This window comes from Cognatundibacterium rivi (assembly GCF_018139565.1).
Taxonomy (GTDB): domain Bacteria; phylum Pseudomonadota; class Gammaproteobacteria; order Burkholderiales; family Burkholderiaceae_D; genus Undibacterium; species Undibacterium rivi.
The window spans coordinates 557943-584109 of the sequence record NZ_JAGSPK010000001.1 but is presented as its reverse complement, the minus strand read 5'-3'; the positions used below and the strand labels follow the sequence as shown (position 1 = coordinate 584109).

Annotated in this window: 34 protein-coding genes; 8 read left to right on the top strand and 26 right to left on the bottom strand. The window is 49.5% G+C overall.

The features are described from left to right. The first annotated feature begins 11 nt into the window (after positions 1 to 11). On the top strand, positions 12 to 128 hold the full coding sequence (gene lptM, locus KDM87_RS18000; RefSeq protein WP_186884661.1) for an LPS translocon maturation chaperone LptM: 117 nt from the start codon (positions 12 to 14) through the stop codon (positions 126 to 128). A gap of 69 nt (positions 129 to 197) precedes the next feature. Here the strand turns inward: lptM and KDM87_RS02655 are convergent, their stop codons facing one another. Then, a complete protein-coding gene (locus KDM87_RS02655; protein WP_230407545.1) occupies positions 198 to 791 on the bottom strand; it encodes a 1-acyl-sn-glycerol-3-phosphate acyltransferase in 594 nt (197 codons plus the stop codon). A gap of 90 nt (positions 792 to 881) precedes the next feature. Between KDM87_RS02655 and KDM87_RS02650 the strand changes: the two genes are divergently transcribed. After that, positions 882 to 1616: a transporter gene (locus KDM87_RS02650; protein ID WP_212677627.1), complete on the top strand. Its 735-nt coding sequence runs from the start codon at positions 882 to 884 to the stop codon at positions 1614 to 1616. Positions 1617 to 1634: 18 nt separating this feature from the next. Here KDM87_RS02650 and KDM87_RS02645 read toward each other — a convergent pair whose 3' ends face one another. The 5 genes from KDM87_RS02645 to KDM87_RS02625 all read right to left on the bottom strand — a co-directional run bounded on the left by KDM87_RS02645 (position 1635) and on the right by KDM87_RS02625 (position 7498). Beyond that, positions 1635 to 2255, bottom strand: coding sequence for a protein-methionine-sulfoxide reductase heme-binding subunit MsrQ (locus KDM87_RS02645; protein ID WP_408058676.1), 621 nt, complete (start codon positions 2253 to 2255; stop codon positions 1635 to 1637). Positions 2256 to 2262: 7 nt separating this feature from the next. Further along, positions 2263 to 3243, bottom strand: a complete 981-nt coding sequence (gene msrP, locus KDM87_RS02640) for a protein-methionine-sulfoxide reductase catalytic subunit MsrP (protein ID WP_212677625.1) — start codon at positions 3241 to 3243, stop codon at positions 2263 to 2265. Positions 3244 to 3369: 126 nt separating this feature from the next. After that, positions 3370 to 4515, bottom strand: a complete 1146-nt coding sequence (gene ccsB, locus KDM87_RS02635) for a c-type cytochrome biogenesis protein CcsB (protein WP_212677624.1) — start codon at positions 4513 to 4515, stop codon at positions 3370 to 3372. Positions 4516 to 4595: 80 nt separating this feature from the next. Continuing rightward, positions 4596 to 6752 carry a cytochrome c biogenesis protein ResB gene (locus KDM87_RS02630; protein ID WP_212677623.1) on the bottom strand — a complete coding sequence of 719 codons (2157 nt, stop codon included), beginning with the start codon at positions 6750 to 6752 and terminating at the stop codon, positions 4596 to 4598. Between the two features lie 80 nt (positions 6753 to 6832). After that, a complete protein-coding gene (locus tag KDM87_RS02625; RefSeq protein WP_212677622.1) occupies positions 6833 to 7498 on the bottom strand; it encodes a c-type cytochrome in 666 nt (221 codons plus the stop codon). 211 nt (positions 7499 to 7709) lie between these two features. On the opposite strand from KDM87_RS02625, the gene yihA reads away from it, so the two are divergent. From yihA to KDM87_RS02595, 6 genes are all read left to right on the top strand, one after another. Next, positions 7710 to 8417, top strand: a complete 708-nt coding sequence (gene yihA / locus KDM87_RS02620) for a ribosome biogenesis GTP-binding protein YihA/YsxC (protein ID WP_212677621.1) — start codon at positions 7710 to 7712, stop codon at positions 8415 to 8417. Between the two features lie 172 nt (positions 8418 to 8589). Next, positions 8590 to 9600 carry a porphobilinogen synthase gene (gene hemB / locus KDM87_RS02615; RefSeq protein WP_212677620.1) on the top strand — a complete coding sequence of 337 codons (1011 nt, stop codon included), beginning with the start codon at positions 8590 to 8592 and terminating at the stop codon, positions 9598 to 9600. Between the two features lie 154 nt (positions 9601 to 9754). Continuing rightward, on the top strand, positions 9755 to 11002 hold the full coding sequence (locus KDM87_RS02610; RefSeq protein ID WP_212677619.1) for a sterol desaturase family protein: 1248 nt from the start codon (positions 9755 to 9757) through the stop codon (positions 11000 to 11002). Further along, entirely contained in the window at positions 10983 to 12077 is a 1095-nt protein-coding gene (locus tag KDM87_RS02605) for a magnesium transporter CorA family protein (protein ID WP_212677618.1), read from the top strand. Before KDM87_RS02610 ends, KDM87_RS02605 begins: the two co-directional genes overlap by 20 nt. 138 nt (positions 12078 to 12215) lie before the next feature. Continuing rightward, positions 12216 to 13658 (top strand): exodeoxyribonuclease I, encoded by a 1443-nt coding sequence (gene sbcB / locus KDM87_RS02600; protein WP_212677617.1) that lies wholly within the window; start codon positions 12216 to 12218, stop codon positions 13656 to 13658. 106 nt (positions 13659 to 13764) lie between these two features. Continuing rightward, positions 13765 to 14301, top strand: coding sequence for a GNAT family N-acetyltransferase (locus tag KDM87_RS02595; RefSeq protein WP_212677616.1), 537 nt, complete (start codon positions 13765 to 13767; stop codon positions 14299 to 14301). Between the two features lie 106 nt (positions 14302 to 14407). Here KDM87_RS02595 and KDM87_RS02590 read toward each other — a convergent pair whose 3' ends face one another. The 20 genes from KDM87_RS02590 to rplX all read right to left on the bottom strand — a co-directional run bounded on the left by KDM87_RS02590 (position 14408) and on the right by rplX (position 26161). Continuing rightward, a complete protein-coding gene (locus tag KDM87_RS02590) occupies positions 14408 to 15046 on the bottom strand; it encodes a peroxiredoxin (protein WP_212677615.1) in 639 nt (212 codons plus the stop codon). Positions 15047 to 15203: 157 nt separating this feature from the next. Further along, positions 15204 to 17000 carry a protein-disulfide reductase DsbD gene (gene dsbD / locus KDM87_RS02585; RefSeq protein ID WP_212677614.1) on the bottom strand — a complete coding sequence of 599 codons (1797 nt, stop codon included), beginning with the start codon at positions 16998 to 17000 and terminating at the stop codon, positions 15204 to 15206. Continuing rightward, a complete protein-coding gene (gene cutA / locus KDM87_RS02580; protein WP_212677613.1) occupies positions 16997 to 17341 on the bottom strand; it encodes a divalent-cation tolerance protein CutA in 345 nt (114 codons plus the stop codon). Before cutA ends, dsbD begins: the two co-directional genes overlap by 4 nt. Before the next feature lie 137 nt (positions 17342 to 17478). Continuing rightward, positions 17479 to 17874, bottom strand: coding sequence for a 50S ribosomal protein L17 (gene rplQ, locus KDM87_RS02575; protein ID WP_212677612.1), 396 nt, complete (start codon positions 17872 to 17874; stop codon positions 17479 to 17481). Between the two features lie 122 nt (positions 17875 to 17996). Continuing rightward, positions 17997 to 18974, bottom strand: a complete 978-nt coding sequence (locus KDM87_RS02570; RefSeq protein ID WP_186884643.1) for a DNA-directed RNA polymerase subunit alpha — start codon at positions 18972 to 18974, stop codon at positions 17997 to 17999. A 102-nt stretch (positions 18975 to 19076) separates the two neighbouring features. Further along, a complete protein-coding gene (gene rpsD / locus KDM87_RS02565) occupies positions 19077 to 19700 on the bottom strand; it encodes a 30S ribosomal protein S4 (protein WP_186884642.1) in 624 nt (207 codons plus the stop codon). A 196-nt stretch (positions 19701 to 19896) separates the two neighbouring features. Then, positions 19897 to 20301 carry a 30S ribosomal protein S11 gene (gene rpsK, locus KDM87_RS02560; RefSeq protein WP_110255932.1) on the bottom strand — a complete coding sequence of 135 codons (405 nt, stop codon included), beginning with the start codon at positions 20299 to 20301 and terminating at the stop codon, positions 19897 to 19899. 31 nt (positions 20302 to 20332) lie between these two features. After that, a complete protein-coding gene (gene rpsM / locus KDM87_RS02555) occupies positions 20333 to 20698 on the bottom strand; it encodes a 30S ribosomal protein S13 (RefSeq protein ID WP_186884641.1) in 366 nt (121 codons plus the stop codon). Between the two features lie 28 nt (positions 20699 to 20726). Continuing rightward, the gene (rpmJ, locus tag KDM87_RS02550) at positions 20727 to 20840 is read right to left on the bottom strand and encodes a 50S ribosomal protein L36 (protein ID WP_014004415.1); all 114 of its coding nucleotides are present in this window, start codon (positions 20838 to 20840) and stop codon (positions 20727 to 20729) included. A gap of 33 nt (positions 20841 to 20873) precedes the next feature. Next, a complete protein-coding gene (gene infA, locus KDM87_RS02545) occupies positions 20874 to 21092 on the bottom strand; it encodes a translation initiation factor IF-1 (RefSeq protein ID WP_005663428.1) in 219 nt (72 codons plus the stop codon). Between the two features lie 24 nt (positions 21093 to 21116). Then, positions 21117 to 22454, bottom strand: coding sequence for a preprotein translocase subunit SecY (gene secY, locus KDM87_RS02540; protein ID WP_190477132.1), 1338 nt, complete (start codon positions 22452 to 22454; stop codon positions 21117 to 21119). A gap of 25 nt (positions 22455 to 22479) precedes the next feature. After that, positions 22480 to 22911, bottom strand: coding sequence for a 50S ribosomal protein L15 (gene rplO / locus KDM87_RS02535; RefSeq protein ID WP_186884639.1), 432 nt, complete (start codon positions 22909 to 22911; stop codon positions 22480 to 22482). A gap of 28 nt (positions 22912 to 22939) precedes the next feature. Continuing rightward, positions 22940 to 23119 (bottom strand): 50S ribosomal protein L30, encoded by a 180-nt coding sequence (rpmD, locus tag KDM87_RS02530; protein ID WP_186884638.1) that lies wholly within the window; start codon positions 23117 to 23119, stop codon positions 22940 to 22942. Positions 23120 to 23129: 10 nt separating this feature from the next. Beyond that, a complete protein-coding gene (gene rpsE, locus KDM87_RS02525) occupies positions 23130 to 23648 on the bottom strand; it encodes a 30S ribosomal protein S5 (protein ID WP_110255927.1) in 519 nt (172 codons plus the stop codon). 12 nt (positions 23649 to 23660) lie between these two features. Beyond that, the gene (rplR, locus tag KDM87_RS02520) at positions 23661 to 24023 is read right to left on the bottom strand and encodes a 50S ribosomal protein L18 (RefSeq protein WP_186884637.1); all 363 of its coding nucleotides are present in this window, start codon (positions 24021 to 24023) and stop codon (positions 23661 to 23663) included. A gap of 12 nt (positions 24024 to 24035) precedes the next feature. Then, on the bottom strand, positions 24036 to 24569 hold the full coding sequence (gene rplF, locus KDM87_RS02515; protein WP_186884636.1) for a 50S ribosomal protein L6: 534 nt from the start codon (positions 24567 to 24569) through the stop codon (positions 24036 to 24038). A 10-nt stretch (positions 24570 to 24579) separates the two neighbouring features. Next, positions 24580 to 24975 carry a 30S ribosomal protein S8 gene (gene rpsH, locus KDM87_RS02510; RefSeq protein WP_186884635.1) on the bottom strand — a complete coding sequence of 132 codons (396 nt, stop codon included), beginning with the start codon at positions 24973 to 24975 and terminating at the stop codon, positions 24580 to 24582. Between the two features lie 14 nt (positions 24976 to 24989). Beyond that, on the bottom strand, positions 24990 to 25295 hold the full coding sequence (gene rpsN / locus KDM87_RS02505) for a 30S ribosomal protein S14 (RefSeq protein ID WP_186884634.1): 306 nt from the start codon (positions 25293 to 25295) through the stop codon (positions 24990 to 24992). Positions 25296 to 25302: 7 nt separating this feature from the next. Beyond that, positions 25303 to 25842: a 50S ribosomal protein L5 gene (rplE, locus tag KDM87_RS02500; RefSeq protein ID WP_186884633.1), complete on the bottom strand. Its 540-nt coding sequence runs from the start codon at positions 25840 to 25842 to the stop codon at positions 25303 to 25305. A 4-nt stretch (positions 25843 to 25846) separates the two neighbouring features. Then, on the bottom strand, positions 25847 to 26161 hold the full coding sequence (gene rplX / locus KDM87_RS02495; protein WP_186884632.1) for a 50S ribosomal protein L24: 315 nt from the start codon (positions 26159 to 26161) through the stop codon (positions 25847 to 25849). Positions 26162 to 26167: the final 6 nt, after the last annotated feature.

Here is a 26167-nt window from a genome sequence, read left to right as displayed (position 1 = left end):
GACATTTCAAGATGCGTACCCTGATTTCTTCCCTGTTACTCCTCAGCCTGCTCTCCGCCTGCGGACAAAAAGCACCTTTGTATTTACCGAATAAACCGAGTGCCCAGACGCTCTCTACGGCGAAATAATACTCCCCGGGAGTATATTTTAAGCCCCTTTATATTCGTAGAGATTAAGGCATTTTTGGCATATACTCCCTATTTATCAGCGTTATCGGGGCGAAACTGTATCGGGCTGGCAAGTTGCGGACGACACCCCTGCACGCCATCGTAAATGCCGCGTATCTTCGTCAGATCGCCATCGACGTCGCCACTTAATTCAAGATAGTCCACCAGACTGATTTCTTTGCGACGAAAATCAAAATAGGCGCAGCCTAATGGAACCCTGGCCGCGCAAGTGATGTGATAAAACCCGCTGCGCCAGTAAGGTTTGCGACTACGGGTGCCTTCCGGTGCGATCACCATCCAGTACCAATCAGACTGATTCACTTTTTCTGCCAGCCGGGAAATCGCACCAGTCGAGACGCCGCGCTCCACAGGTTCACCGCCCAAAGCGCGGATCATGCGACCTATCGTCGCGCCAGTGAAGCCTTCGAACAGAGAAGACTTCGCAATAAAATAAAATGGCATGCCCATCGCCAGTTTTGCCAGAACACCAATCGGAAAATCCCAGTTTGACGTATGTGGGTAAACGATGATGATGCCCCGGGGACCGGGCAAGGGACGGAAATGCACCTTCCATCCGATGCAAGTTAACAGGCGCAACGCCACGCGCTGCGTCAGCGTTTGCATCTGGTCCTTTTTAAGTAGATAGCTTGTCATAATTCAACGGTACGATGTGCTGAAAATTGTGCCGAGCATTATGCCGTGGAAAAAATAGAGATGCAAAAATTACGCAAAACCATGCTGCTGATCGCCTGCACACTGATGACGCAGAACGCAGCACATGCCGCCCATCCACTGGTGACAGAAGACGCCAATCTGCAAACCACTGGCAAACAGCAAATTGAATTGAATGGTGATCACTGGTCAACCTCAAGAGCACATAGCCAGATCGGCAATCTGACTTATACCTACGGTGCCAGCGATCAGCTCGATGTATTCTTTTCCAGCCCGGTGCGCTGGTCTTCTCCCGGTGCGCTCGGCGATTTGTCAGTCGGTAGCAAATACCTGTTTTCGTCGCAAGAAAATACCAACTGGGCCTGGAAAACCGAAGTCTTTTTCCCGACTGGCGCGAAGACATTTGGCAGTGATCGCTATGATCTCGCCCTGACTTTGGTGCGCACGGAAAGTGCCGGACCTTGGGTGATACACAGTAATCTCAGCCTGAATATACGTCAGCACCGCCAGGCGCTGGCAGATGCTCAACAACGCGATCAAGTATGGCGCTCGTCGCTTGCAGTATTGCGTGCGATCACGCCACAAACGCAGTTACTTGCCGATACAGGAATCGCGCAAGCCGATCAGAAAAATGACGGTTACTGGCAACCGTATCTGATCGCTGGCGTGATTTATTCACCGGCAACGAATCTGGATCTGGATATCGGCTTCAAATATCAGAAGAAAACGCTGTCCACAGAACGGCAAATCGGCATCGGTATGGCTTGGCGTTTTTAAGCCATTTGTCCGGCATTTTCAGCGTCCCTGCGAAAGCGCGTTACGGCTGGCGAACCAGCGCCACCACACACGCATTAACAACAGCACGCCGACCAGTACCGCAAACATCAGCGGTTGCGACAAATCATGCTTGCCGGCTTTCATCCAGTAATAATGCAAGACACCGGCAGGCACAATCAGATAAATCAGGCGATGCAAAAGCTGCCAGCGCTTGCCACCAAGCCGTCTGATCATGCCATTCGTGCTGGTCAGCGCCAGCGGCAGCAATGCCACGAAGGCGAGAAAGCCAACGGTGATAAACGGACGTTTCAGTACGTCGGCCCACATTTCCGCCAGATCAAAAAAGTGATCGAACCAAAGGAAAGTCAGAAAATGCAGGCTGGCGTAAAAAAACGCATACAAGCCCAGCATGCGCCGCAAGCGCAGTAACCAGCTCCAGCCAGCAATCTTACGTATGGGCGTCACTGCGAGGGTGGCGCATAAAAAATATAAGGTCCAGTCACCGGTATTGCGGGTAATAAATTCCAGAGGATTCGCACCCAGTTGATCCAGCATGGCAAAGCCTACAAGCCTCGCCAAGGGCAACAAACAAAGAATAAAGACGATGGTTTTGATCACCGCCATCTGTCGCTGAGACATCGCCATATCAAAAGAATTTTTTCAGATCCATGCCCGCATACATAGAGGCAACTTCAGGATAACCATTAAACATCAGGGTCTTGCGCTTGCGGGTAAATAAGCCATCTTCACCGATACGTCGTTCCGTTGCCTGCGACCAGCGCGGATGATCAACCTGCGGGTTCACATTCGAATAAAAACCGTATTCATTTGGCGCCGATTGATTCCACGCTGTACGCGGCTGCTCTTTGGTCAGGCGGATTTTAACAATCGACTTCGCGGATTTAAAACCATATTTCCAGGGAACAGACATGCGCACCGGCGCACCGTTCTGATTCGGCAATATTTCGCCATACATGCCGAATGTCAGCAGCGCCAGCGGGTGCATCGCTTCATCCATGCGCAGGCCTTCCACATATGGCCAGTCGAGCACGGGGCTGCGCAAACCCGGCATCTGTTTCTTATCGTCTAGCGTGATGAATTCCACGTATTTGGCGTTGCCTGTCGGCTCTACCTTTTTGAGCAGATGCGATAAAGAATAGCCTATCCACGGAATCACCATCGACCAGCCTTCGACACAACGCAGACGATAAATGCGCTCTTCCAGCGGTGCCAGCCTGAGCAAACTATCGAGATCCAGCGTGACGGGCTTCTTGACTTCACCTTCGATCACCACTGTCCACGGACGTGTTTTCAAGCTGCCAGCCATGACGGCCGGATCTGCTTTATCCGTACCGAATTCATAGAAATTATTGTAGGTCGTGGCATCTTTATACGCAGTCTTTTTCTCTACCAGCGCGTATGCCGGATTAAGACTCGCCGCCAGTTTTTGTGCCGCGGGTGTTTGCGCAAAGGCTTCGCGGCTGGCCATTTCTAGCAGGCTACCGCCGGCAATCGTTCCAACGGCTAATTGGCGGATGAAATCGCGACGCGATTCAAACACCTCTTTTGGGGTAATTTCAGATGAAAGTGGCAAATGCTTGCCACTGGGATGGGATTTGATCAGCATGACAGACTCCAGGGTTGAAACGCCAGACAAAACAATGTGCACTTAAGTCACACTGTAAGACACACCGTTTTGTCGTTTAGTTTCTCACGAGTCGCAAAAGTCTGCTGAGCGAGGAAAATTGATTGATTACAGCGTGCCGTAGGAATGCAGGCCGGACAAGAACATATTCACGCCGAGGAAAGCAAATGTCGTCACCAGCAAGCCCATCAATGCCCACCAGGCGGCAACCTGGCCCCGCAAGCCCTTCATCAGACGCATGTGCAACCATGCAGCGTAATTCAGCCAGACGATCAGCGCCCAGGTTTCTTTCGGGTCCCACGACCAGTAACCGCCCCAGGCTTCGGCCGCCCACAACGCACCGAGTATCGTCGCGATCGTAAAGAAGGCAAAACCAACCGCAATCGCTTTGTACATCACGTCATCCAGCACATCCAGTGCAGGCAGACGATCCGCCAGATAACCTTTCGATTTCAGCAGATACGCCATGGCGACCATCGCCGCCAGCGCAAATGTGCCGTAACCGATAAAGTTTGCAGGGACATGAATTTTCATCCACCAGCTTTGCAATGCTGGCACCAGCGGTTGAATTTCTGCGGCATCGCGACTGACTGTGTACCATAGCAAAAAGCCAACCGCAGCAGAAATCACCAGCAACACAAATGCGCCTAATTGCCGGGTTTTGTATTCCTGTTCGTAATACAGATAAAACAATGCCGTAATCAGTGAAAACAGAATGAAGACTTCATACAGATTCGAGACTGGAATATGACCGATGTCCGCGCCAACCAGATACGATTCGTACCAGCGCACCAACATGCCGGTAAAGCCCATGACGACTGCCGCCCAGCACAACACAGAGCCGACCGAAGCACCGAAATCAGAACGGGCAATTAAACCGCCCCAGTAAAATAAAGTCGATAAAAAGAACAGCGTACTCATCCACAGAATCGCCGACTGGCTCGACAGCAGATATTTCAGGAAAAATTTCTGGTTCGCCATTTCCAATGAACCGGCGTACAAATGAATGGCAAAGAAACTCAGCAGCGCCAGCAGCACGATCAACGGGCGCACCGGCTTCCAATGCCAACCCAACCATGCAAATGTCGGGGCAGCTAATAACAAAATACCTTTTTCATAGACATCCATATAAGCACCGAAACGATTCAGCGCAAACAGCGAAGCCATGCACAGCGCAACAGCATAGAGCCAGTCGAGCACACCCAGACGCTTAAAAAAACCTTGGTAGGGCGTGTAATTTTGTGTCATTTCCATCATTTCTCCCCGAGCCAGAAAAGGAAAATATCCCGGTCGTCAGTGTAGTCTATTCGTTGCAAATTGTTCTGATTACATTTTTAGGTCTGGCCATTGCCCATCATCTGACCCAACTGCGCCTTCAGTTCGTCGAACTCTTTTTCAAAGTCCAGGGTTTTGCGCTGTGAACTCAGGGCCATCAGTGTATTCGTCCCGTGTCCATCGTCTTTGAGCCAGATCCAACAACGTCGTTCGCGGATGTAAAACATCGCAAACACGCCAATAACTAAAAATAAGCAGCCGAGATAAACGATATTTTTTCCTGGTGAGCGGGTCACTTGCAATACCGATGCTTTAACTTCATCGAAGCCTCTGAGTTGCAGATACACCGGCGCACCATAGAAATAAGCATCCGACATCGCACCTATCGACAATTGCAGGAAACGTCCATGTTTCTCATTCAGTTCCAGCGCTGGCAGACCGTCTTTCTCACGCGCCAGCATCCACAGATCCCACAGACTGCCATTCAGAATTTTCATGAATACATCCGCCGCCTTACCCTGATCTGCAGTGGGAATCTGTTCTAAGAATTTCGAAATAGCCACGAAACCTGCTTGCTTTCCATCACCTGCAAAAATGCCCAGACTTTTCTTTGCAGACTCTGCCAGTTGCATCTGCATTTGCGATGCATTAGCCATTTTGGCGGGCAAAGCTCTGATGGCATAACGCTGCGCGGCAGCCTCGCGCAAAGCCGGATTGGCGACCGCTGCACGCAAACGCATCCATTCATTCACGCTGTCGTTATCGTCGGCAGGAATGCGTAAATACCGGAAGGTATCTGCCGGGCTGTCTCTGGTACCGGCAAGAAACATGTAATCGCCATCCACCAGCAATGGCTGCATGTAATTATGAAACTCCCGCGCTTGCCCGGTTTTGTCGCGCAATTTGTACTGCACGCTGGGGCCGACGTTTTTCAAATCCTTGTTGTTCGCATTTTTTGCAGCAGAACCAAGATGTTTATCGAGGTCGGCACTGAATTTTTCATTAAAGGATTTGCCGGTATTAACTGCGCGTACATCGGCACCATTGCGTGTCATATTTTCGACGTTGAACGGCCGGAATCCTGACCATTCTATGGTGTAAGCATTGCCGCCCTGCCCGCTGAGCGGCGTATTTCCGCCCACTTCGCCAGCGATTTCAAAGCTGGTCGCCGTGGCGCCGGACATAGGGAATGCAGCTAACTTCAGACGACTGCCACCATCTTCAAAACTCGATTGATAAACCGCCACGCCTTTGTATATCAAAGGCTGATTTACCTTAATCGTGGAATTGAATTTTTTACCGGTTTCATGATCAGTGACCTCGACATCACTGGCAAACAGCTTCGGCATACCACTGCTGTAAAAATCGATCGTGAATTTATTCAGCTTAATCGTGAACGGCAAATCCTGAATCAGGACACCGGTTTGCTGCGGAATAATTGCAGTATTACTGCTCGCCCCTTCAGGAATCATGGTATTGCCACGGAAGGTAGGATTAGCCAGCGATAAACGGTGTTGCTGCGGGATGTTGGCAATAATGCCGTTACCGTCAAACGGCACTTTCCCCATAAACCATTGCTGAAAACGGATCGGCAGCTCCGAATCAAGCATTCCGCCGATACAGATAATGACGATCGCCGCATGCGCAAAAATATAACCCCATTTATTTCCCGCCCCTTGCTTGGCGGCGATCAGGGTCGCACCTTCTTTTTCCACGACTTTGAACTTATAACCGATACGCGCAAGATGTTGCGTCATATCCGCCAGCAGTTGCGAACGCTGACGCGTTGACGCCCATTCTGCTTTATGACGGAAATTACGCAATGATTGCTCGCGCACATTGTCGCGCCAGCTACGCATGTCTTTCAGCATTTTAGGGGCGTTACGGATCAGGCACAGGCTGGTCGACAAGACCAGAAACGCCATGATCAACAAAAACCACCAGGCAGAATACACAGAATACAAACTGAATTTACCAAAGACCTCAAACCAGAACGGCCCGAACTGATTCACGTAATTCGGCATAGGCTCATTTTGCTTGAGCACGGTGCCGATCACCGACGCAATCGAAATCAGCGTCAGCAAACTGATCGCAAAGCGCATAGACGATATTAACTCTATCGCATCGGCAAGCCACAACTTGCTGCTGGCAATCTGTATACCGCCAGTGTCGGCCACCGGATCATCCACGATGCCGGTTTCTGTTTTGTTTTCCATACTGCTCCGAGAAAAACCTGAAAAAAAAGGGGATGGCTTTGCGCCACCCCCTCCTGTTGTCTTTAGCTTGTAGTAATCAGTTATTTCAAACCGGCTACGTAATCTGCGACTGCCTTCATTTCATCGTCTGACATTTTTTTGGCGATGGTAACCATTTGTGCGCTGTTTTTACGTGCACCAGTGCGGAAATTGGTCAACTGCGCAATCGTGTAATCCTGATGCTGGCCAGCGATACGTGGGAATTGTGCTGGAATACCGGCACCGTTAGGACTGTGGCAACCTGCGCAGGCAGGTACATTTTTCTCAGCGATACCACCGCGATAGATTTGCTTGCCCAGTTCAACGATATCTTTATTTTTTGCTGCACCTGGCTGAGATTTTTGTTTCGACAAATAAGCAGCGATGTTTTTCATATCGTCTGCCGTCATCGCTTTCGCAAAAGTTGTCATCACCGGATTGTTACGATCCGCACCAGTAAAATCTTGCAACTGCTTCACGATATACGCATCGTGCTGTGCAGACAACTTAGGGTTGACGGTGATCGTGGAATTGCCGCCGGCACCATGACAGGATGCGCAGGCAACGATGCCGCGCGCCGGGTCGCCGTTAGTGAACAGCGCCTCGCCTTTGGCCGGATCTGCTTTAGCAGCCTTGGCTGGTTCATTGGCATACGCGGAAGCAATCGAGGACAACGCCAGAATAGCGATGCTGATGGACTTCAAAAATGGTAAGAAAGCACGGTTCATTCAAACACCCTGAGACTAAATAATAGAAATCTGCCCTGATGGCGACACGTAGCTACTGGCTTGATCTGAATTCAGTTGAATCAAACCCTGGAAACAACCAGAAGGGGTCAGTACGATGCTGCTACCGCCCGTTACCGAACCCCTTATTGTACAATAGCTTTCAGGCGTTTTTACTGCTGACTGTTGCATTTTTCAATTTTTCCTTTCCTCTATGTCTATCCTCTGGCAAGCCCGCTTCTTTACAACGGTTAATCACTTACGTGATCTGCCGCGTACCCATGTACCGGAAATCGCATTCGCCGGTCGCTCCAATGCAGGCAAATCAACTGCCATTAATACCCTATGCAACCAGAAAAAGCTTTGTTTTGCATCAAAGACTCCTGGTCGCACCCAGCATATCAACTATTTTTCTATCGGCGGCGCCCACGTCGCTATGCATCGCAAAGATGAAACCCGGGTTGATGAGATCCGTGCGCTGCTGGTTGATTTGCCCGGCTATGGCTATGCCGAAGTACCCGGCGCGGCGAAAAATCACTGGAACCAGTTACTCGGCTCCTACATACAACGCCGGACGCAGCTCGCAGCGTTAGTACTGATTATGGATGCTCGTCGCCCGTTTACCGATCTGGATATTCAGATGCTCGAATGGTTTGCACCAAGTGGCAAACCAATCCACTGCATTCTGACGAAATCCGATAAGTTAAATAAAACTGAATCTGCGAATGCTTTGCGCCAGGCCAAAGACATCCTCGCCAGCTACGCGGATGATGAAGGTCCTTTGTTTCCGTACAGCGTGCAGTTATTTTCGGCCTTGAAACGCACCGGCATAGAAGAAGCCGATGCGACGATACAGCGCCTGCTGGGTCTGGATCGCCCTGCTGAACTGGCTGAAATCGAAGCATTGCCGGACGGCGAATAAAAAAACCCCGGCATTTGCCGGGGCGAAATAACACCGATACGAATAGGGACGAACGGTGCCCGCTCAGGGAGGAGAAGCGGTAGGCTTGGAGATCATGATCCCTAACCTGTGCGTTAAGATGTGACCAGACCAAAAAAGTTTCATTTACCTGACAAATATTTTTTAATTCATCATGGCTCAAAACAAACCCAATCTTTTCCCTGCCGTGCGTATGCGTCGCATGCGTAAGGATGTTTTTTCACGCGCGATGATGCGCGAAAATACCATTACATCTGCTGATCTGATTTATCCGGTATTCATACTGGATGGTGTCAATCAATGCGAAAAAGTGGCGTCGATGCCAGGCGTGGAACGTGTTTCCGTCGATCTGCTGCTGGGCGTTGCAGAAGACTGCGTCGCACTCGGCATTCCGGTGATGGCTTTATTCCCGGTGATCAATCCCGGTTTAAAAACGCCGGACGGCATCGAAGCGACTAACCCTGACGGTCTGGTGCCGCGCGCGATTCGCGAACTGAAAAGCCGCTTTCCTGAACTCGGCATACTCACCGATGTCGCACTTGACCCTTACACCAGTCACGGCCAGGATGGCTTGATCGATGCAAACGGTTATGTGCTGAACGATGAAACTACAGAAATGCTGGTGCGTCAGGCGCTGACCCATGCCCGCGCTGGTGCCGATATTGTTGCCCCCAGCGATATGATGGATGGCCGTATCGGTGCGATTCGTCATGCACTCGAAGCACACAATTTCATTCACACCCGCATCATGGCTTACTCCGCCAAATATGCATCGGCTTTCTACGGTCCCTTCCGTGATGCGGTTGGCTCGGCGACCAATCTTGGTAAGAGCGATAAAGCAACCTACCAGATGGACCCTGCCAACAGCAATGAAGCCTTGCGCGAAGTCGCGCTGGATCTGGCCGAAGGCGCCGATATGGTGATGGTGAAACCCGGTATGCCTTATCTGGATGTGGTGCGTCGCGTCAAAGACGAATTCAGAGTGCCGACCTTCGCTTATCAGGTCAGCGGTGAATACGCGATGATTAAAGCGGCGGCGCAAAACGGCTGGCTCGATCACAACAAAACCATGATGGAATCCATGATGGCATTCAAACGTGCCGGTGCCGACGGCGTACTGACCTATTTCGCCCGCGACATCGCACGCTTGTTGCGACACGCCTGAACCACTGCACCGGTGAAGCCGGTGTCCTGCCAACACAGAATGTTGCCGCCAGCGATGCTGCGCGACAGCATTCTGCATCACGGTTACAGGCATTCCCAAGATGTCCTGAGCCGTGTAGCATCACTGCTTCCTTTCTCTTTTGATGGTGAAGCGCATGCAAGAAAAAGTCATCACGTTTGCCAGCCCGATATTTTTTCTGCTGATCGCGCTTGAAGCCTTCATCGCCATGCGCAGGCAGCGCCATGCATATCGCGTCAATGATGCGATCAACAGCCTCAGCCTCGGCGTTATGAGCCAAATCATTAACGTCTTTCTGAAGTTGCTGTCTATCGGCATTTACGTCTGGGTCGCGCAGCACTTTGCCATCACCACGCTGCCAGCAGATCAACCCTGGGTCTGGCTGAGCGGCTTATTGCTATACGATTTTTTATATTACTGGCTGCATCGCATGGGCCACATGACGAACCTGTTGTGGGCGGCGCATGTCGTCCATCATCAGAGCGAACATTACAATCTGAGCACCGCGTTACGGCAAACCAGCAGCGGTCATTTATTCGGCTGGATATTTTATTTACCGATGGCATTGCTGGGTTATCCGCCGGAAGTGTTCATTGCCGTGGGACTTATCGATTTGCTGTATCAATTCTGGATACACACACAGCAAATCGGCAAGCTGGGCTGGTTTGACCGCGTGTTTGCATCGCCGTCAAATCATCGTGTGCATCATGCGGTGAATGATATCTATCTCGATAAAAATTTCGGCGGCATCCTGATACTTTGGGACAGGCTATTCGGCACCTTCATCGAAGAGCAGGATGCGCATCCTGTTGTGTTTGGCACGCGCAAACCCTTGCGTAGCTGGAATCCATTCTGGGCGAATGCGGAAGTGTATGCCGCCGTGTTGAAAGACGCGCTGAGCACCCGCCGCTGGGTGGATAAATTCAAGATCTGGCTGATGCCACCGGGATGGCAACCTACCGATCTGGCGGCACGCTCAGCGCCCACCACATTCGATCTGCAACGGCCAGAATATAATCCGCCATTGCGTGGCGCGCTGATGTGGTACTGTCTCGCGCAGTTCGCGTTGGGACTGAACATCACGACGCATTTTTTACTTAGCGCAAATACCGCTGGTGGCGTTTCGCTGGTGCTCTATGCGCTGTGGCTGCTGGCTGGTTTCTGGATCATCGGCGGTCTGATGCAACAACAAAAATTCTTCGTGTTACTGGAAGCATTCAGAATCGCGATTTGCGCCGCGATGGTGCTGTCCAGCGCGAGCTGGTTTGGCATCACCGCCCTCACCGGCACGGTGCAAGCCTGCATCATTGCGGCCTGCGCGGCTTGCTTACTGGCGCTCTTACTGATTTTTAAAACGAAACCGCATGGATATCTTTCATATTAACGACAATCAGGTTTTACTCAATCCGGATTCCGCCATCACGCCGCAAGGCTTTCTGTGGCTGGATGCGACCCACGATGAAGTCAGCAATAATGCCGAGGCATGGCAGGCAGAAGTCGAACGGATTACCGGCATTCATATTTACGATCTGCATCTGAGCGATGCCGTCAATCTGAGCCATCCTTCGTATTTCGATAACACGCATGATTACGAATTGGTGGTCTTCCGCAAGCTTGCATTGAATGGCGAAGCAGTCGCGACCGACACCACAGAAAAACGAAAAATGCCGGCTGCCCTGAATAAATTGCTGACCGTTCCGGTGTCGTTTTTTGTCTTCGGTCATGCGCTCGTCACTGTCCGCGCAGCAAACAGTAAAACCATCGACAATGCCCGCGCCCGCTTGCTGAATTACAAGGCCAAAGCCGATGGCGGCAGCCACGGTCGCTTGCCAGCGTCGCCCGAAGATCTGATGCTGCGCTTACTCAATGCGATGGTCGATCAGTATCTGGAATTGCGCCAGCCACTGACACAACAACTCGATCGCTGGCAGCACGCGCTGCTGGACCCGCGCCGCCCGTTCAATAACTGGATGGCCTTGCTCGATTCGCGTCTGGAATTACGCAAGCTCGATAATCTGTGCGAAGAACAACGCGACGCCTTGCAGGAATTGCGTGACCATATCGTCGATACGCATGATGGCAACAACGATGCGCAAAGCCGTGCAAAAGATTTACTGCTGGTTCGCACCACCGATGTGATGGAACACATCAGCCGCGTGCTGAATCATGCGCGCCGCCTCGAAGCGTCGCTGGAATCGGCGGTGCAAATACACTTTTCTGCGATGGCGCACCGCACCAGCGAAATCATGCGCACCCTGACAGTCATCACGGCCTTGTTCATGCCACTGACGCTGATTACCGGCATTTTCGGTATGAATTTTGAAGTCATGCCGCTGCTCAAAAACGCCTCCGGTTTCTGGATCACGATGGGTGCGATGGGCTTCATCGTCGTGCTGCTGTTGATATATTTCCGCAGCCAGCGCTACCTCGAAGATCGCCTGCGTAATTCCCGTCGGTAACACGTTTTAGGGGGAGTATGTGGTTAAATACCCTTCATGTCCTTATAAACATTGGGCGTTTAAAAATACTCCCCCCAGTATATTTCATCTGTTTTTAGACATATTTCTTTCACTTTTGCAGCCCTTCCCGACGATTCCATGCAAGCACTGACCTTTCTGTGGCACGACTATGAAACTTTCGGCGCCGTGCCACGCCGCGATCGCCCGGCACAATTTGCGGCTATCCGCACCGATGCGGAACTCAATGAAATCGGCGACGAACTAATGCTGTATTGCCAGCCCGCGCCAGATTTTCTGCCTGATCCGCAAGCCTGCCTGATCACCGGAATCACGCCGCAAACTTGCCTGCAACTCGGCGTCCCGGAACACGAATTCGCAAAGCAAATCGAAGCTGCATTCGCCCAACCCGGCACCATCGGCGTCGGCTATAACACGATACGTTTCGATGATGAAGTCACCCGCTTTTTATTCTGGCGCAATCTGATCGATCCGTATGCCCGCGAATGGCAAAATAATTGCAGTCGTTGGGATATTCTCGATGTCGTGCGTACGGCCTACGCGCTGCGCCCGGAAGGCATAACGTGGCCGCGCAACGAAGAAGGTAAAGTCAGCTTTCGCCTCGAACATCTGACGGCCGCCAACGGTCTCAGTCACGAAGCCGCGCATGACGCCTTATCCGATGTGCGCGCCACGATTGCGATGGCGCGTTTGCTGAAAGAAAAAAATCCGCGGCTGTTTGATTTCTGCCTGAGTCTGCGCAAAAAAGACCGCGTCATGGAAGAGATAGGCTGGCCCGTGCAAAAGCCATTTCTGCACATCACCGGCATGATTCCGGCAGAGCGCGGATGCATCAGCGTGATGTGGCCGCTGGCGATGCATCCGACTAATAAAAATGAAATCATCGTCTGGGATCTGAGCGCCGATCCGTCTGAATTATTTTCGCTCAGCAGTGCAGAAATTCAGCAGCGCATGTTCAGCAAGAGCAGCGATTTGCCTGAGGGTGTGAGCCGTTTGCCAATCAAAACCATCCACATCAATAAGTCTCCGATCGTCATCAGCAATCTGAAAACCCTGTCTGCGGAACGCGCCGCACATTGGGGCATTGATATGACTGCAGTAATGACCCACGCTGCCAGCGCAGCCAATGCACCGGACATGGCCGCAATCTGGGAAGCAGTGTTTGACCGCTCTGCGGCGAACAGCTCGTCAGCGGACAATGATGTTGACGAAGATTTATACAATGGCTTCATCGGCAACGGCGACCGCCGCTTACTGAACGAGCTGCGGGCACTGCCAGCGGAACAACTGGCGCAAGCGTCAGCCCATTTTCAGGATAACCGCCTGGAGGAACTGCTGTTCCGCTATCGCGCCAGAAATTTCCCCGCAACGCTAAATGCGGACGAAGCAGAAACATGGGAACAACACCGCGCCGCACGCCTGCACGAAGGGCTATGCAATGCGATGACGGTGGAACAATTTTTTGAGCGCATCGATCTGTTATCAGAAGACGCCGATGAACGCGCCGAAGAGATACTCGGTGCGTTGTATGATTATGCCGAGCACATTACGCCGATGCGTTGAAGACAGTTGTCCTGCGGAGGCTGAGTATTCATGCGCTTTTCCAAGGTATTGCCTGTGATACAGCGCATGATGATGCAGACGTTCAAATTAATTTTATGGAGTCACAATGATACGAGGTAGCTGCTTTTATTTGCGCCATCCTAAAAAAGAAGAAATTCCGCAACTCATAGAATTACTCAATAATCTGGATGTCCGTGGCCCGTGGCTAACAACCGAACTGATGCTGCCGGGTCAGCTCGAAAAACGCTTTGAAGAGCAACACAGCACCAAAGAGAACATGGAATACTTTCTGATCATTGGCGACGATGAACAGATACTGGGTCGGCTATTCCATTTCAAAACAGTGCCGTATTTTCAGTCGCGCGAAATCGGTTACTCGCTATTTTCTACCGCGCTGCACGGCAAAGGCATCATGAGTGAAGCGGTAGCACTGCTCACACGCTATCTGTTTGAAACGACTTTATTGAACCGTCTGGAAATTCACATGGAAGCGGGGAATACCGGCTCCGAAAAAGTCGCGATCAATAACCATTTTCAATTTGAAGGTGTCGCACGCGGTGCGGCATACAATCGCGGACGCTTTGTTGATGTCAAGATGTATGCTTTGTTGCGCAGCGAATGGGAAGCCTCGCAGAATGCCTGATACCAACAAACAAGCTGCATCCGGTGAACTGGCTTACGCATCTCGCTACCAATAATAAACCCCGGCGCAAAGACCGGGGCAATTAGGCGCAACAAACAGACAGCGCTTATTTATTCGGTTGTGGCGTAATGCGCAGATACGGCTTCGGCGCCTTGTAACCTTTAGGATATTTCTGCTTGATCACTTCTTCATCTTTGATCGACAAAGGAATAATCACATCGTCACCGTCACGCCAGTTACCTGGTGTTGCCACGGTATAGCCATCAGTCAGTTGCAGGGCATCGATCACACGCAAGACTTCATCAAAATTACGGCCGGTGGTCAGCGGATAAGTGATGATCAGGCGGACTTTTTTATTTGGATCAATGATGAACAGCGAGCGCACTGTCACTGTTTCCGATTGATTCGGATGAATCATGTCGTACAAAGCAGCGACCTTGCGGTCAGCGTCAGCAATGATGGGGAAACCAACCACGGTCTGCTGCGTTTCCTCAATATCTTTGATCCATTGCAGATGTGAATCCGCACCGTCCACCGATAAGGCAATCGCCTTAACATTGCGTTTATCAAACTCTGGCTTGAGCTTCGCCGTCAGGCCGAGTTCTGTCGTGCAGACCGGTGTGAAATCCGCCGGATGGGAAAATAAAACCACCCAGGAATTACCCGCCCACTCGTGAAATTTCAGTTTGCCTAAAGAGGAGTCCTGCTCGAAATCCGGTGCAATATCGCCTAAACGTAAAGTCATCTTACTCTCCCAAAAAAGTAGAGTCTGACTATAATTCGCCTCTTTCAACTTCTCAAGAACAGAGAAGTTGCAAGCTTATATCGGCTTAGTTATATAAGTGAGATGATGCGGGAACGCAGGATCAGCGCTGCAAAAATAAAACGCTGATCCGGGTTAATTACTTACCTTCAATTCTTGATAATGACTGTAAGAATTTATCGGCATTCTGGAAACCAACGACGCGACTGTCGGGAATTTCCGTACCTTGATTATTGAAGAAAATAATGCCTGGGGGTCCGAATAATTTAAAGCGTTTCAGCATTTCTTTATCGTCTTCATTGTTCGCAGTGACATCGACTTGCAGCAGCAACATTGCATCCATCTTTGCCTTTACCTTGGCATCGATGAACGTCAGTTTTTCCATTTCTTTACAAGAGACGCACCAGTCAGCATAGAAATCCAGCATCGCGGTTTTTCCTTTGCTCTGCGCCAATGCTGCATCCAGCTCAGCAACATTACGCACACGGACAAACACTGCACCATGCGTCTGCGTGCCGAACAAATGAGCGACCGGCGCATAGATATCACGACCGCCGGTAGCGACACCAACCAGTTGCAATAAGCCGAGTACACCGAACGCCGCTGCAACGAGCTTGCCTGGCAAACCTGAACGATGAAAAAATAACTGATAACCAGCATACGTAATCAATAGCGATGCCCATCCCAGCATCTGCAGCCAGACCGGAATCACTGGCGAGATCATCCACAACGCCATCGCCAGCATCAGCACGCCAAAGAAGCGTTTGATGTTTTCCATCCAGATACCGGCGCGTGGTAACAAGCTGCCAGCAGAGATACCGAGTAACAGCAAAGGCACGCCCATGCCGATCGCAATCGCGAACATCGCGGCACCGCCGACGATCACATCGCGCGTCTGACTGATGTAGACCAACGCGCCAAGCAGTGGGCCGGTGACACATGGTCCGACGATCAACGCAGAAATCGCGCCCATCAGGAACACACCAATTAATTTTCCTAATTTACTATCGCGCTGACCTTCGGAAATTTCAGTTAACTTAGTTTGCAATGCCGCGGGCATTTGCAATTGATAGACGTTAAACATCGACAACGCGAAGAACACCATCAATAAAGAAAATGCGCCCAATACCCAAGGGTTTTGCAGGGTCGCCGCCAAGCCCTCACCGGCGAGGCCGGCAGCAACACCCATTCCTGTGTACACCAGAGACATTCCTAGTACGTACGCAAGCGATAACATGAATCCACGCGTACGACTGACACCCGCGCCTTCACCAACGATAATAAAAGACAAAATTGGCACCATAGGCAGCACGCAAGGTGTCAGCGATAAGCCCAGACCAAGAATGAAAAACAAAGGCAGAATCACGGATAACTTACCGCTCTTTAATGCAGCACTGATACTGCTGCTTTCCGCATCCGGCGCGGCATCGGTACTACTTTGGTCTGCACTGCCCGATGAGGTGGAAACAGCGGCATTAGAGGCTGAAATGCTCAGTCTGAATTCGCTTTCCAATGGCGGGTAGCACAAGCCCTGATCTGCGCATCCTTGTCTGCCGACTTTCAGTACAAAGTCTCCCGCAGCCTGCACCGGAACCCTGATCACCACAGACTTACGATAAGTCTCTACGTCTTTCTGGAATGTCTCGTCAAACTTTACCTTGCCGGCAGGCAGTATCACTTCGCCGAGCTCAGCGCCGGTCGCACTGAATTTCAATTTTTCACGGTATAAATAGTAACCATCAGCAATGCTTAACGTCACTTCAGCGACGCCGGGCTCCGCCATCGTTGCAGACGCCTTGAACGCAACTTCTGGATCGAGAAACTCGTCAGCGTAGACCTGAGCACTAAGAAACAGAAATACACTCATTAACAGCGTTTGTAATACACAAATGAAACTGTTTTGCGGTGAGAGCCTTGCGATGCGATGCGTGTTCATTGAAGTCCTGTTTGTTCTTGTACCCATTGCAGATAAGCAGGTAAGCCATCGACCACGGGAATAGCAATAATTTCCGGTACTTGGTAAGGGTGCATTGAGTGAATCAATGCCTGCAAATCTGGATACGCTTGTTTTGTCGTCTTGATGTGTAATGGTACTTCAGTAGTCACTTCCTGCTGACCATTCCACGTGTACAGAGACATAATTTCGGGCATGACGTTCACGCATGCGGCCAAATTATTTTCTAATATATTTTGGGCGATCGTCAGCGCAACGGTCTTATCCGGACAATTCGTCATTACCAGTAAAACTTTTTCGTCATTTATCGTCATAGCGCTCATTTTAGCAAGAGTACGATGATCGCGAGCAAGCTAAGCTGAAGAGTTCCCAATATAAACGAGTTAATAACGAGCACACAAATGAAGAAAAAAAAGCCCGGATAAACCGGGCCTTTTTATTTAAGAAATTTATTCTTAAATTATTCTGCTACTGGAGCATCTGCTACATCAGTGACTTCTGGACGGTCCAGCAATTCAACATAAGCCATCGGAGCATTGTCGCCAACGCGGAAACCCATTTTCAAAATACGCAGGTAGCCGCCGTTACGATTTGCGTAACGTGGGCCGAGTTCCGCGAACAGTTTCAGAACCATTTCGCGATCGCGCAGACGGGAAAATGCCAGACGTTTGTTAGCCAATGTATCAACTTTACCCAAAGTCAGAATCGGCTCGATAACGCGGCGCAGTTCTTTTGCTTTTGGCAATGTTGTTTTGATTGCTTCGTGACGCAACAGGGATACTGTCATGTTGCGCAACATAGCCAGACGGTGGGATGAAGTACGATTCAGCTTACGTAAGCCGTGACGGTGACGCATGGTATTTCCTTTCAGATTTCATTGCCAGCTCTTCTATCGACAGACATTGTCGCGGGCCGGTAATTATTTTTACTACGATAAAAAAATGAACGGCTTTATTTAAAACCGTTCATTCCGACTAATTATTTTTCCAATCCTGCAGGTGGCCAGTTTTCCAGCTTCATACCCAAAGACAAGCCACGGGAAGCCAACACTTCTTTGATTTCGTTCAAAGACTTGCGCCCCAGGTTTGGTGTCTTTAACAGTTCATTTTCGCTACGTTGGATCAAATCACCAATGTAGTAAATGTTTTCTGCTTTCAGGCAGTTTGCTGAACGTACTGTCAGTTCCAGATCATCGACCGGACGCAACAGAACCGGATCAACCGCTGGTGCACGGGATGGTGCTTCAGCAGCTGCTTCTGTACCTTCCAGAGCAGCGAAGACATTCAATTGATCAACCAGCACGCGGGCAGATTGACGAATTGCTTCTTCTGGAGTGATCACGCCATTAGTTTCAATATTAATGATCAGCTTATCCAGATCGGTACGCTGTTCAACACGAGCGGACTCAACGGAATAAGAAACACGACGCACTGGAGAGAACGACGCATCCAGAATCATGCGGCCTATCGTTTTGTTTGCATCTTCAGACAAACGACGAACGTTACCTGGCACATAGCCACGGCCTTTTTCAACTTTGATCTGCATGTCCAGCTTACCGCCGGCTGTCAGATTCGCGATGACGTGGTCTGGATTGATCAGTTCCACATCATGTGGCAACTCGATGTCGGACGCTAACACTGCGCCTTCGCCATCTTTTTTCAATGTCAGTGTCACTTCTTCACGATTGTGCAACTTGAATACAACACCCTTCAAGTTCAACAGAATATCAACGACGTCTTCTTGAACGCCATCGAGGGAAGAATACTCATGAACAACACCAGCAATCACTACTTCAGTTGGTGCATAACCAACCATCGTCGACAACAATACGCGACGCAGCGCATTGCCCAGTGTGTGGCCATAGCCACGTTCAAAAGGTTCCATCACGACTTTAGCGTGACCAGCACCCAGCATTTCCACATCGATAATACGTGGCTTCAACAGATTGTTTTGCATGAAATGTCCTTTTCAATACCCTCGGTTCGTTACACCGATAAGGCTGACGGCATTAAAGAAAAAGCCTGCCTGTCGTAAAACAGGCAGGCGATGAAACTAAAATTAACGAGAATACAATTCAACGATCAGGGATTCGTTGACATCGTGAGCGATATCGCTACGATCTGGCATGGACTTGTAAGTACCTTCCATTTTCTTCGCATCAACAGCTACCCATGAAGGCATGCCGGATTGCTCAGCCAACGACAGAGCTTCAACGATACGAACTTGTTTTTTCGCTTTTTCACGAACAGCAACAACGTCACCAGCTTTAACTTGGTAAGAAGCGATGTTGACAACGATACCGTTAACTGTGAATGCTTTGTGGCTGACCAACTGACGTGCTTCAGCGCGTGTAGAACCGAAGCCCATGCGATATGCAACGTTGTCGAGACGGGATTCCAGCAACTTCAACAGTGTTTCGCCGGTGTTGCCTTTTTGACGATCAGCTTCAGCGAAGTAGCGACGGAACTGACGTTCCAGAACGCCGTACATACGTTTAACTTTTTGCTTTTCGCGCAATTGATTACCGAAGTCAGAAGTACGTGCGCCAGATTTAGCACCGTGTTGACCTGGTTTTACATCTAATTTGCATTTTGAATCTAAAGAGCGACGTGCGCTTTTCAGAAACAGATCCGTGCCTTCGCGACGGGATAACTTAGCTTTTGGTCCGATATAACGTGCCACAATATTTTCCTTTTATAAATGACGCAGAACTTAGCTGCGCTAGTCTGATCTGCTTGCTATCAGACAGTGGTCTTAAAGGCGAAAGCGAATCGCTTCATACCTGAAATAAAATTCCCAACACAAAACCCGCCAACAAAATGGCGGGCTTGCATTCTAACGGAAAAACCGTCAGAACACCAGCAGCAAATGCTACTGCTTAGATACGACGACGCTTTGGAGGGCGGCAGCCGTTGTGTGGCACTGGAGTTACGTCTTGGATCAAAGAAATCTTGATGCCGAGATTGTTCAATGCGCGTACTGAAGATTCACGACCTGGGCCTGGGCCTTTGATGCGAACTTCCAGATTTTTGATACCGCATTCAACAGCAACTTTACCTGCTGCTTCCGCTGCAACCTGAGCTGCGAACGGAGTAGATTTACGTGAGCCTTTAAAACCAGCACCGCCAGCAGTTGCCCAAGAAAGAGCATTGCCTTGACGATCAGTGATCGTGATGATGGTGTTATTGAAAGAAGCGTGAACGTGTGCAATACCTTCAGCAACGTTCTTTTTAACTTTCTTACGAGCACGTGCTGCTGCTGCGTTGTTTTGTGCTTTTGCCATAATGATTTCCTTGGATCCGGGCTAGCCTGGATTATTTCTTCAAAGATTGAGCTGCTTTACGTGGACCTTTACGTGTACGTGCATTAGTACGTGTACGTTGGCCACGGCAAGGCAAGCCTTTACGATGACGCAAGCCGCGATAGCAACCCAAGTCCATCAAGCGCTTGATGTTCATGGACAATTCACGACGCAAGTCACCCTCGACGATAAATTTACCGATTTCGTCGCGAAGCTTCTCGAGTTCGTTGTCATCCAGATCTTTAACCTTTTTATTGGTCAAAACACCTGTTGCTTCACAGATTTTCTGTGAGCGTGGACGGCCAATACCATAGATAGCTGTTAAGCCGATTACGGTATGCTGATGATTTGGGATATTAACCCCTGCGATACGTGCCATTCGTTATTCCTCGTTCAATAACGTTAAATTAACCTTGGCGCTGTTTATGGCGTGGTTCTGTGCAAATAACACGAACAACACCTTTGCGCTTGATGATTTTGCAGTTGCGGCAGATCCGCTTAACTGATGCGAGAACTTTCATTTTTGCCCTCTTCCCTTCTTGTTCACTTTTAATTTACTTGGTTCGGAACACTATTCGCGCCCGGCTCAAATCATAAGGCGTCAATTCCACTGTCACCTTATCACCTGGAAGAATACGGATATAGTTCATCCGCATCTTCCCGGAAATATGGCCTAGTACAACATGCCCGTTTTCCAACTTAACTCTAAATGTTGCATTCGGAAGATTCTCCAGAATCTCGCCCTGCATCTGTATAACGTCGTCTTTTGCCATTCGATCTGCTGTCCCTTCAGCAAATTACCGCGAAGGAATCCCGCCCTTGAAATTTGCTTTACGAAGCAGCGACTCGTATTGCTGCGACATGACATAGTTTTGTACCTGAGCCATAAAATCCATGGTCACCACCACGATAATCAGCAGGGATGTACCACCGAAATAGAAAGGAACTTTCCATTTGGCAATCAAAAATTCAGGTAACAAACAGACCAGCGTGATATAAACCGCACCAGCCAACGTCAATCGCATCAAAATTTTGTCGATATAGCGGGCAGTCTGATCACCTGGACGGATACCAGGAACAAACGCTCCACTCTTCTTCAAATTATCAGCTGTTTCTTTGCTGTTGAATACCAGAGCGGTATAAAAGAAGCAAAAGAAAATAATCGCAGCAGCGTACAACAACGCATGAATCGGTTCACCTGGTGCCATTGATGCAGCCAGATCTTTCAAGAAGGTGATAAACCCACTCGTTGAAGAATCTGCACCTTTGGTGAACCAGCTGGTAATCGTCGCTGGGAATAAAATGATCGATGAAGCGAAAATAGGAGGAATGACACCAGCCATATTCAACTTCAGCGGCAAATGACTGCTTTGCCCGCCATACACTTTATTACCGACCTGACGCTTCGCATAATTAACCAGAATCTTACGTTGACCACGTTCCACAAATACCACCAGAAACGTCACAGCCACCGCGATAACACAGATCAACAATACTGACGCAGGATGCATAGATCCAGTGCGAACCAACTCAAACAAACTTACCAAGGCACCTGGCAAACCAGCAGCAATACCAGCAAAGATAATGATAGAAATACCGTTACCTAAACCGCGCTCAGTGATTTGTTCGCCCAGCCACATCAAAAACATCGTACCTGTCACCAATGACACTACAGTAGTGAATCTGAAAGCAAGGCCAGGATCAATAACGAGCCCTGGTTGCGCCTCCAGACCAAACGCGATGAAATATGCCTGTACTGTCGCCAGTAACAAAGTTCCATAACGTGTGTACTGAGTTATTTTTCTGCGACCGGATTCACCTTCTTTTTTCAGTGCTTCCAGTTGCGGAGAAACGATAGACATCAGTTGCATGATGATCGATGCCGAGATATACGGCATGATGCCGAGTGCAAACACGGTGAACCGTGATAATGCACCACCGGAGAACATGTTAAACATCCCCAAGATACCGCCTTGGTTTTGCTTAAACAGATCTGCCAATGCAGTTGGATCTATACCAGGAACAGGTACATGAGCACCAATCCGGTAGACAACCAGTGCTGCAAGCAGGAACCAGAGTCGTCCCCATGGAAATCCGCTTGCTGCACTTTTAGCTTGTTGTGGAGATGTTGCCAATTATTGCTCCGGTGTCTGCAGTGAATTAAGCGATCGTACCGCCAGCAGCTTCGATTGCAGCTTTAGCGCCTTTAGTGACGATCAAGCCGTTCAAAGTTACTTTCTTAGTAATCGCACCAGACAAGATCACACGAACTACACGTGCGAGCTCAGAAACAACACCAGCTTGCTTTAAAGCAAGGATGTCAATTTCAGTGACTGGCAAATTTTCCAAGTCTGTCAGACGAACTTCTGCTTTGTACGGTGTTGCCAGTGATTTAAAACCACGTTTTGGCAAGCGACGTTGCAAAGGCATCTGACCGCCTTCGAAACCGACTTTATGAAAGCCGCCGGAACGAGATTTTTGACCTTTATGGCCGCGACCCGCTGTCTTACCCAAACCTGAGCCGATACCGCGACCAACACGACGTTTGTAGTGTTTAGCGCCATCAGCAGGTTGTATGTTATTCAATTCCATAATTTGCTCCGAACATAAGTCTGACGACTTACGCTACAACCTTCACAAGATACGAGACTTTATTGATCATGCCGCGTACTGCTGGCGTGTCTTGCAATTCAGAAACTGAATTAACACGACGCAAACCCAGACCACGTACGGTAGCACGGTGATCCTGGCGTGTGCCGATCAGACCTTTGACCAATTGCACTTTTACTGTCTTAGTCATCGCGCTCTCCTTAACCGAGGATTTCTTCAACGGTCTTGCCACGCTTTGCAGCGATTTCAGATGGAGTACTCATCTTAGCCAGACCATTCAAAGTTGCACGAACCATGTTGTAAGGATTTGTTGAGCCATTGGATTTAGCAACAACGTTAACAATACCCATTACTTCAAAAATCGCGCGCATTGGACCACCGGCAATAACGCCAGTACCTTCTTTTGCAGGAGAAATCATGACGGAAGACGCGCCGTGCTTACCAGTAACGGTGTGCTGCAAAGTACCGTTTTTCAAAGTCACTTTGATCATCTTACGACGTGCTTCTTCCATCGCTTTTTGTACGGCAACAGGAACTTCTTTCGACTTTCCTTTACCCATACCGATACGGCCATCGCCGTCGCCTACAACTGTCAATGCAGCGAAGCCCATGATACGACCACCCTTAACCACTTTGGTTACACGGTTGATCGCGATCATTTTTTCGCGCATGCCATCATCCGGCTTGTCGGCTGCTGTTTTTGCTTGCATTTTTGCCATGACAAATTTTCCTTAGAACTTCAGGCCAGCTTCACGGGCAGCTTCTGCAAGCGCCTTGATGCGGCCATGGTAACGGAAACCGGAGCGGTCAAACGCAACTTCGGTAACCCCTGCTTTGATTGCCTTCTCTGCTACACGCTTGCCGATCAAAGTCGCGGCTGTGGTGTTGCCACCAGCTCCGGACTTGCCAGCCAATTCTGCACGTACTTCCGCCTCTACGGTGGAAGCTGACGCCAACACTTTGGCATCTGGGCCAATAATGTTCGCGTAGATGTGCAGGTTGGTGCGATGCACGGCCAGGCGGTTCACTTTGAGTTCTGCGATCTTGGCACGGGTTTGACGTGCGCGGCGCAGACGTGATTGTTTCTTGTCCATCGTCAACCCCTATTACTTCTTCTTGGTTTCTTTAATCACAACCACTTCGTCCGCATAACGGACACCCTTGCCTTTATAAGGCTCTGGGCTGCGGTATGCACGGACTTCAGCTGCCACCTGACCTACTACCTGCTTATTAACACCTTTAATCAGGATTTCAGTAGGAGTTGGCGTAGCACAAGAAATACCTTCTGGCATTTGATGTACAACTGGATGTGAAAAACCTAAAGACAAATTCAACTTATCACCTTGAGCTTGCGCTTTGTAACCAACGCCGACCAAAGTGAGTTTTCTTTCAAAGCCTTTAGTAACACCGGTAACCATGTTATTGACCAAGGCACGTAAAGTACCAGTCATTGCATTAGCTTCACGGCCATCATTGGCTGGTGAAAAACTCAAAGTGCCGTTGTCGTTCGCAACTTTCACTAAGCCGTTGAGGCTTTGTGTCTGCACGCCCATAGGACCTTTTACTGTAATCTGCTCTGCTGAAATTGCAACTTCTGCACCGGCCGGCAAAGCGATTGGCATCTTACCTACTCGAGACATCTTTCACTCCTTAGGCGACGTAGCAAATTACTTCGCCACCGACACCGGTTGCGCGCGCTTTGCGGTCAGTCATGACGCCTTTTGGTGTAGAAACAATCGCTACACCCAAACCGTTCATCACATTTGGAATCTCGTCTTTACCTTTGTAAATACGAAGACCTGGACGTGAAACACGTTCCAAACGTTCAATAACTGGACGTCCTGCATAATATTTCAAGCCGATTTTTAATTCGGACTTCCCTGCAGTTTCTAAAACTGCGAAATCTTCAATGTAACCTTCGTCTTTAAGTACGTTTGCAATTGCAATCTTTACTTTAGAGGACGGCATCGCAACAACAGTTTTTTGAACAACTTGTGCGTTACGAATGCGGGTCAGCATATCGGCGATAGGATCGCTCATACTCATTGCTTATTCTCCTATTACCAGCTGGCTTTAGTCATACCCGGGATTTCACCACGCATGGCGACTTCACGGAGTTTAATACGGCCCAAACCGAATTTACGGAATGTGCCACGCGGACGACCTGTCAAAGCGCAACGATTACGCTGACGTGTCGGATTAGAATTACGTGGCAAAGCCTGCAACTTCAGACGAGCAACATAACGCTCTTCTTCAGTTTTTGATTGGTCATCAACGATGGCCTTCAATTCGGCGCGCTTGCCAGCGAATTTCTTCACCAAGTCTGCACGCTTTTGCTCACGATTAATCAGTGCCAGTTTTGCCATGGCGACCTCAGTTTCTGAACGGAAATTTAAATGCGGCGAGGAGTGCTTTCGCTTCTTCGTCGGTCTTTGCGGTTGTCGTGATGCTGATATTCATACCACGCAATGCGTCGATCTTGTCGTACTCGATTTCAGGGAAAATAATTTGTTCCTTGACGCCGATATTGTAGTTACCACGACCATCAAACGCACGACCAGAAACACCACGGAAGTCACGTACGCGAGGCAAAGCCACGGTAATGAAACGATCCAGGAATTCATACATCTGAGCGCCACGCAAAGTAACCATACAGCCGATTGGATAACCTTCACGGATTTTAAAACCTGCGATCGCTTTACGAGCTTTGGTCACAACTGGCTTTTGGCCGGCGATTTTCGTCAAGTCACCAACTGCATGCTCGATAATCTTTTTATCTGCAACTGCTTCAGACAAACCCATGTTCAGGGTGATTTTCAAGATACGCGGAACTTCCATGCTTGACTTATAAGCGTACTTTTCAGTCAATTCACCGACGATTTTTTCTTTATATAATGCTTGTAGACGGGCCATGACGTTATGCCTTCACAACTTCGCCAGTCGACTTGTAGATACGGACTTTTTTACCATCCACTACCTTGAAGCCTACACGGTCTGCTTTGCCAGATGCAGCATTGAACAACGCCACATTGGAAACATGAATCGGCATCAATTTATCAACGATGCCACCAACTGCGCCAGTCATTGGGTTTGGCTTAACCGCTTTTTTAGCGACATTAATACCAGCAACAACAACGTAATCACTATCGATGCATGACTGCACCTGACCGCGCTTACCTTTGTCCTTACCCGTCAAGACGATGACTTCGTCGTTTTTACGAATTTTATTCATCACGAC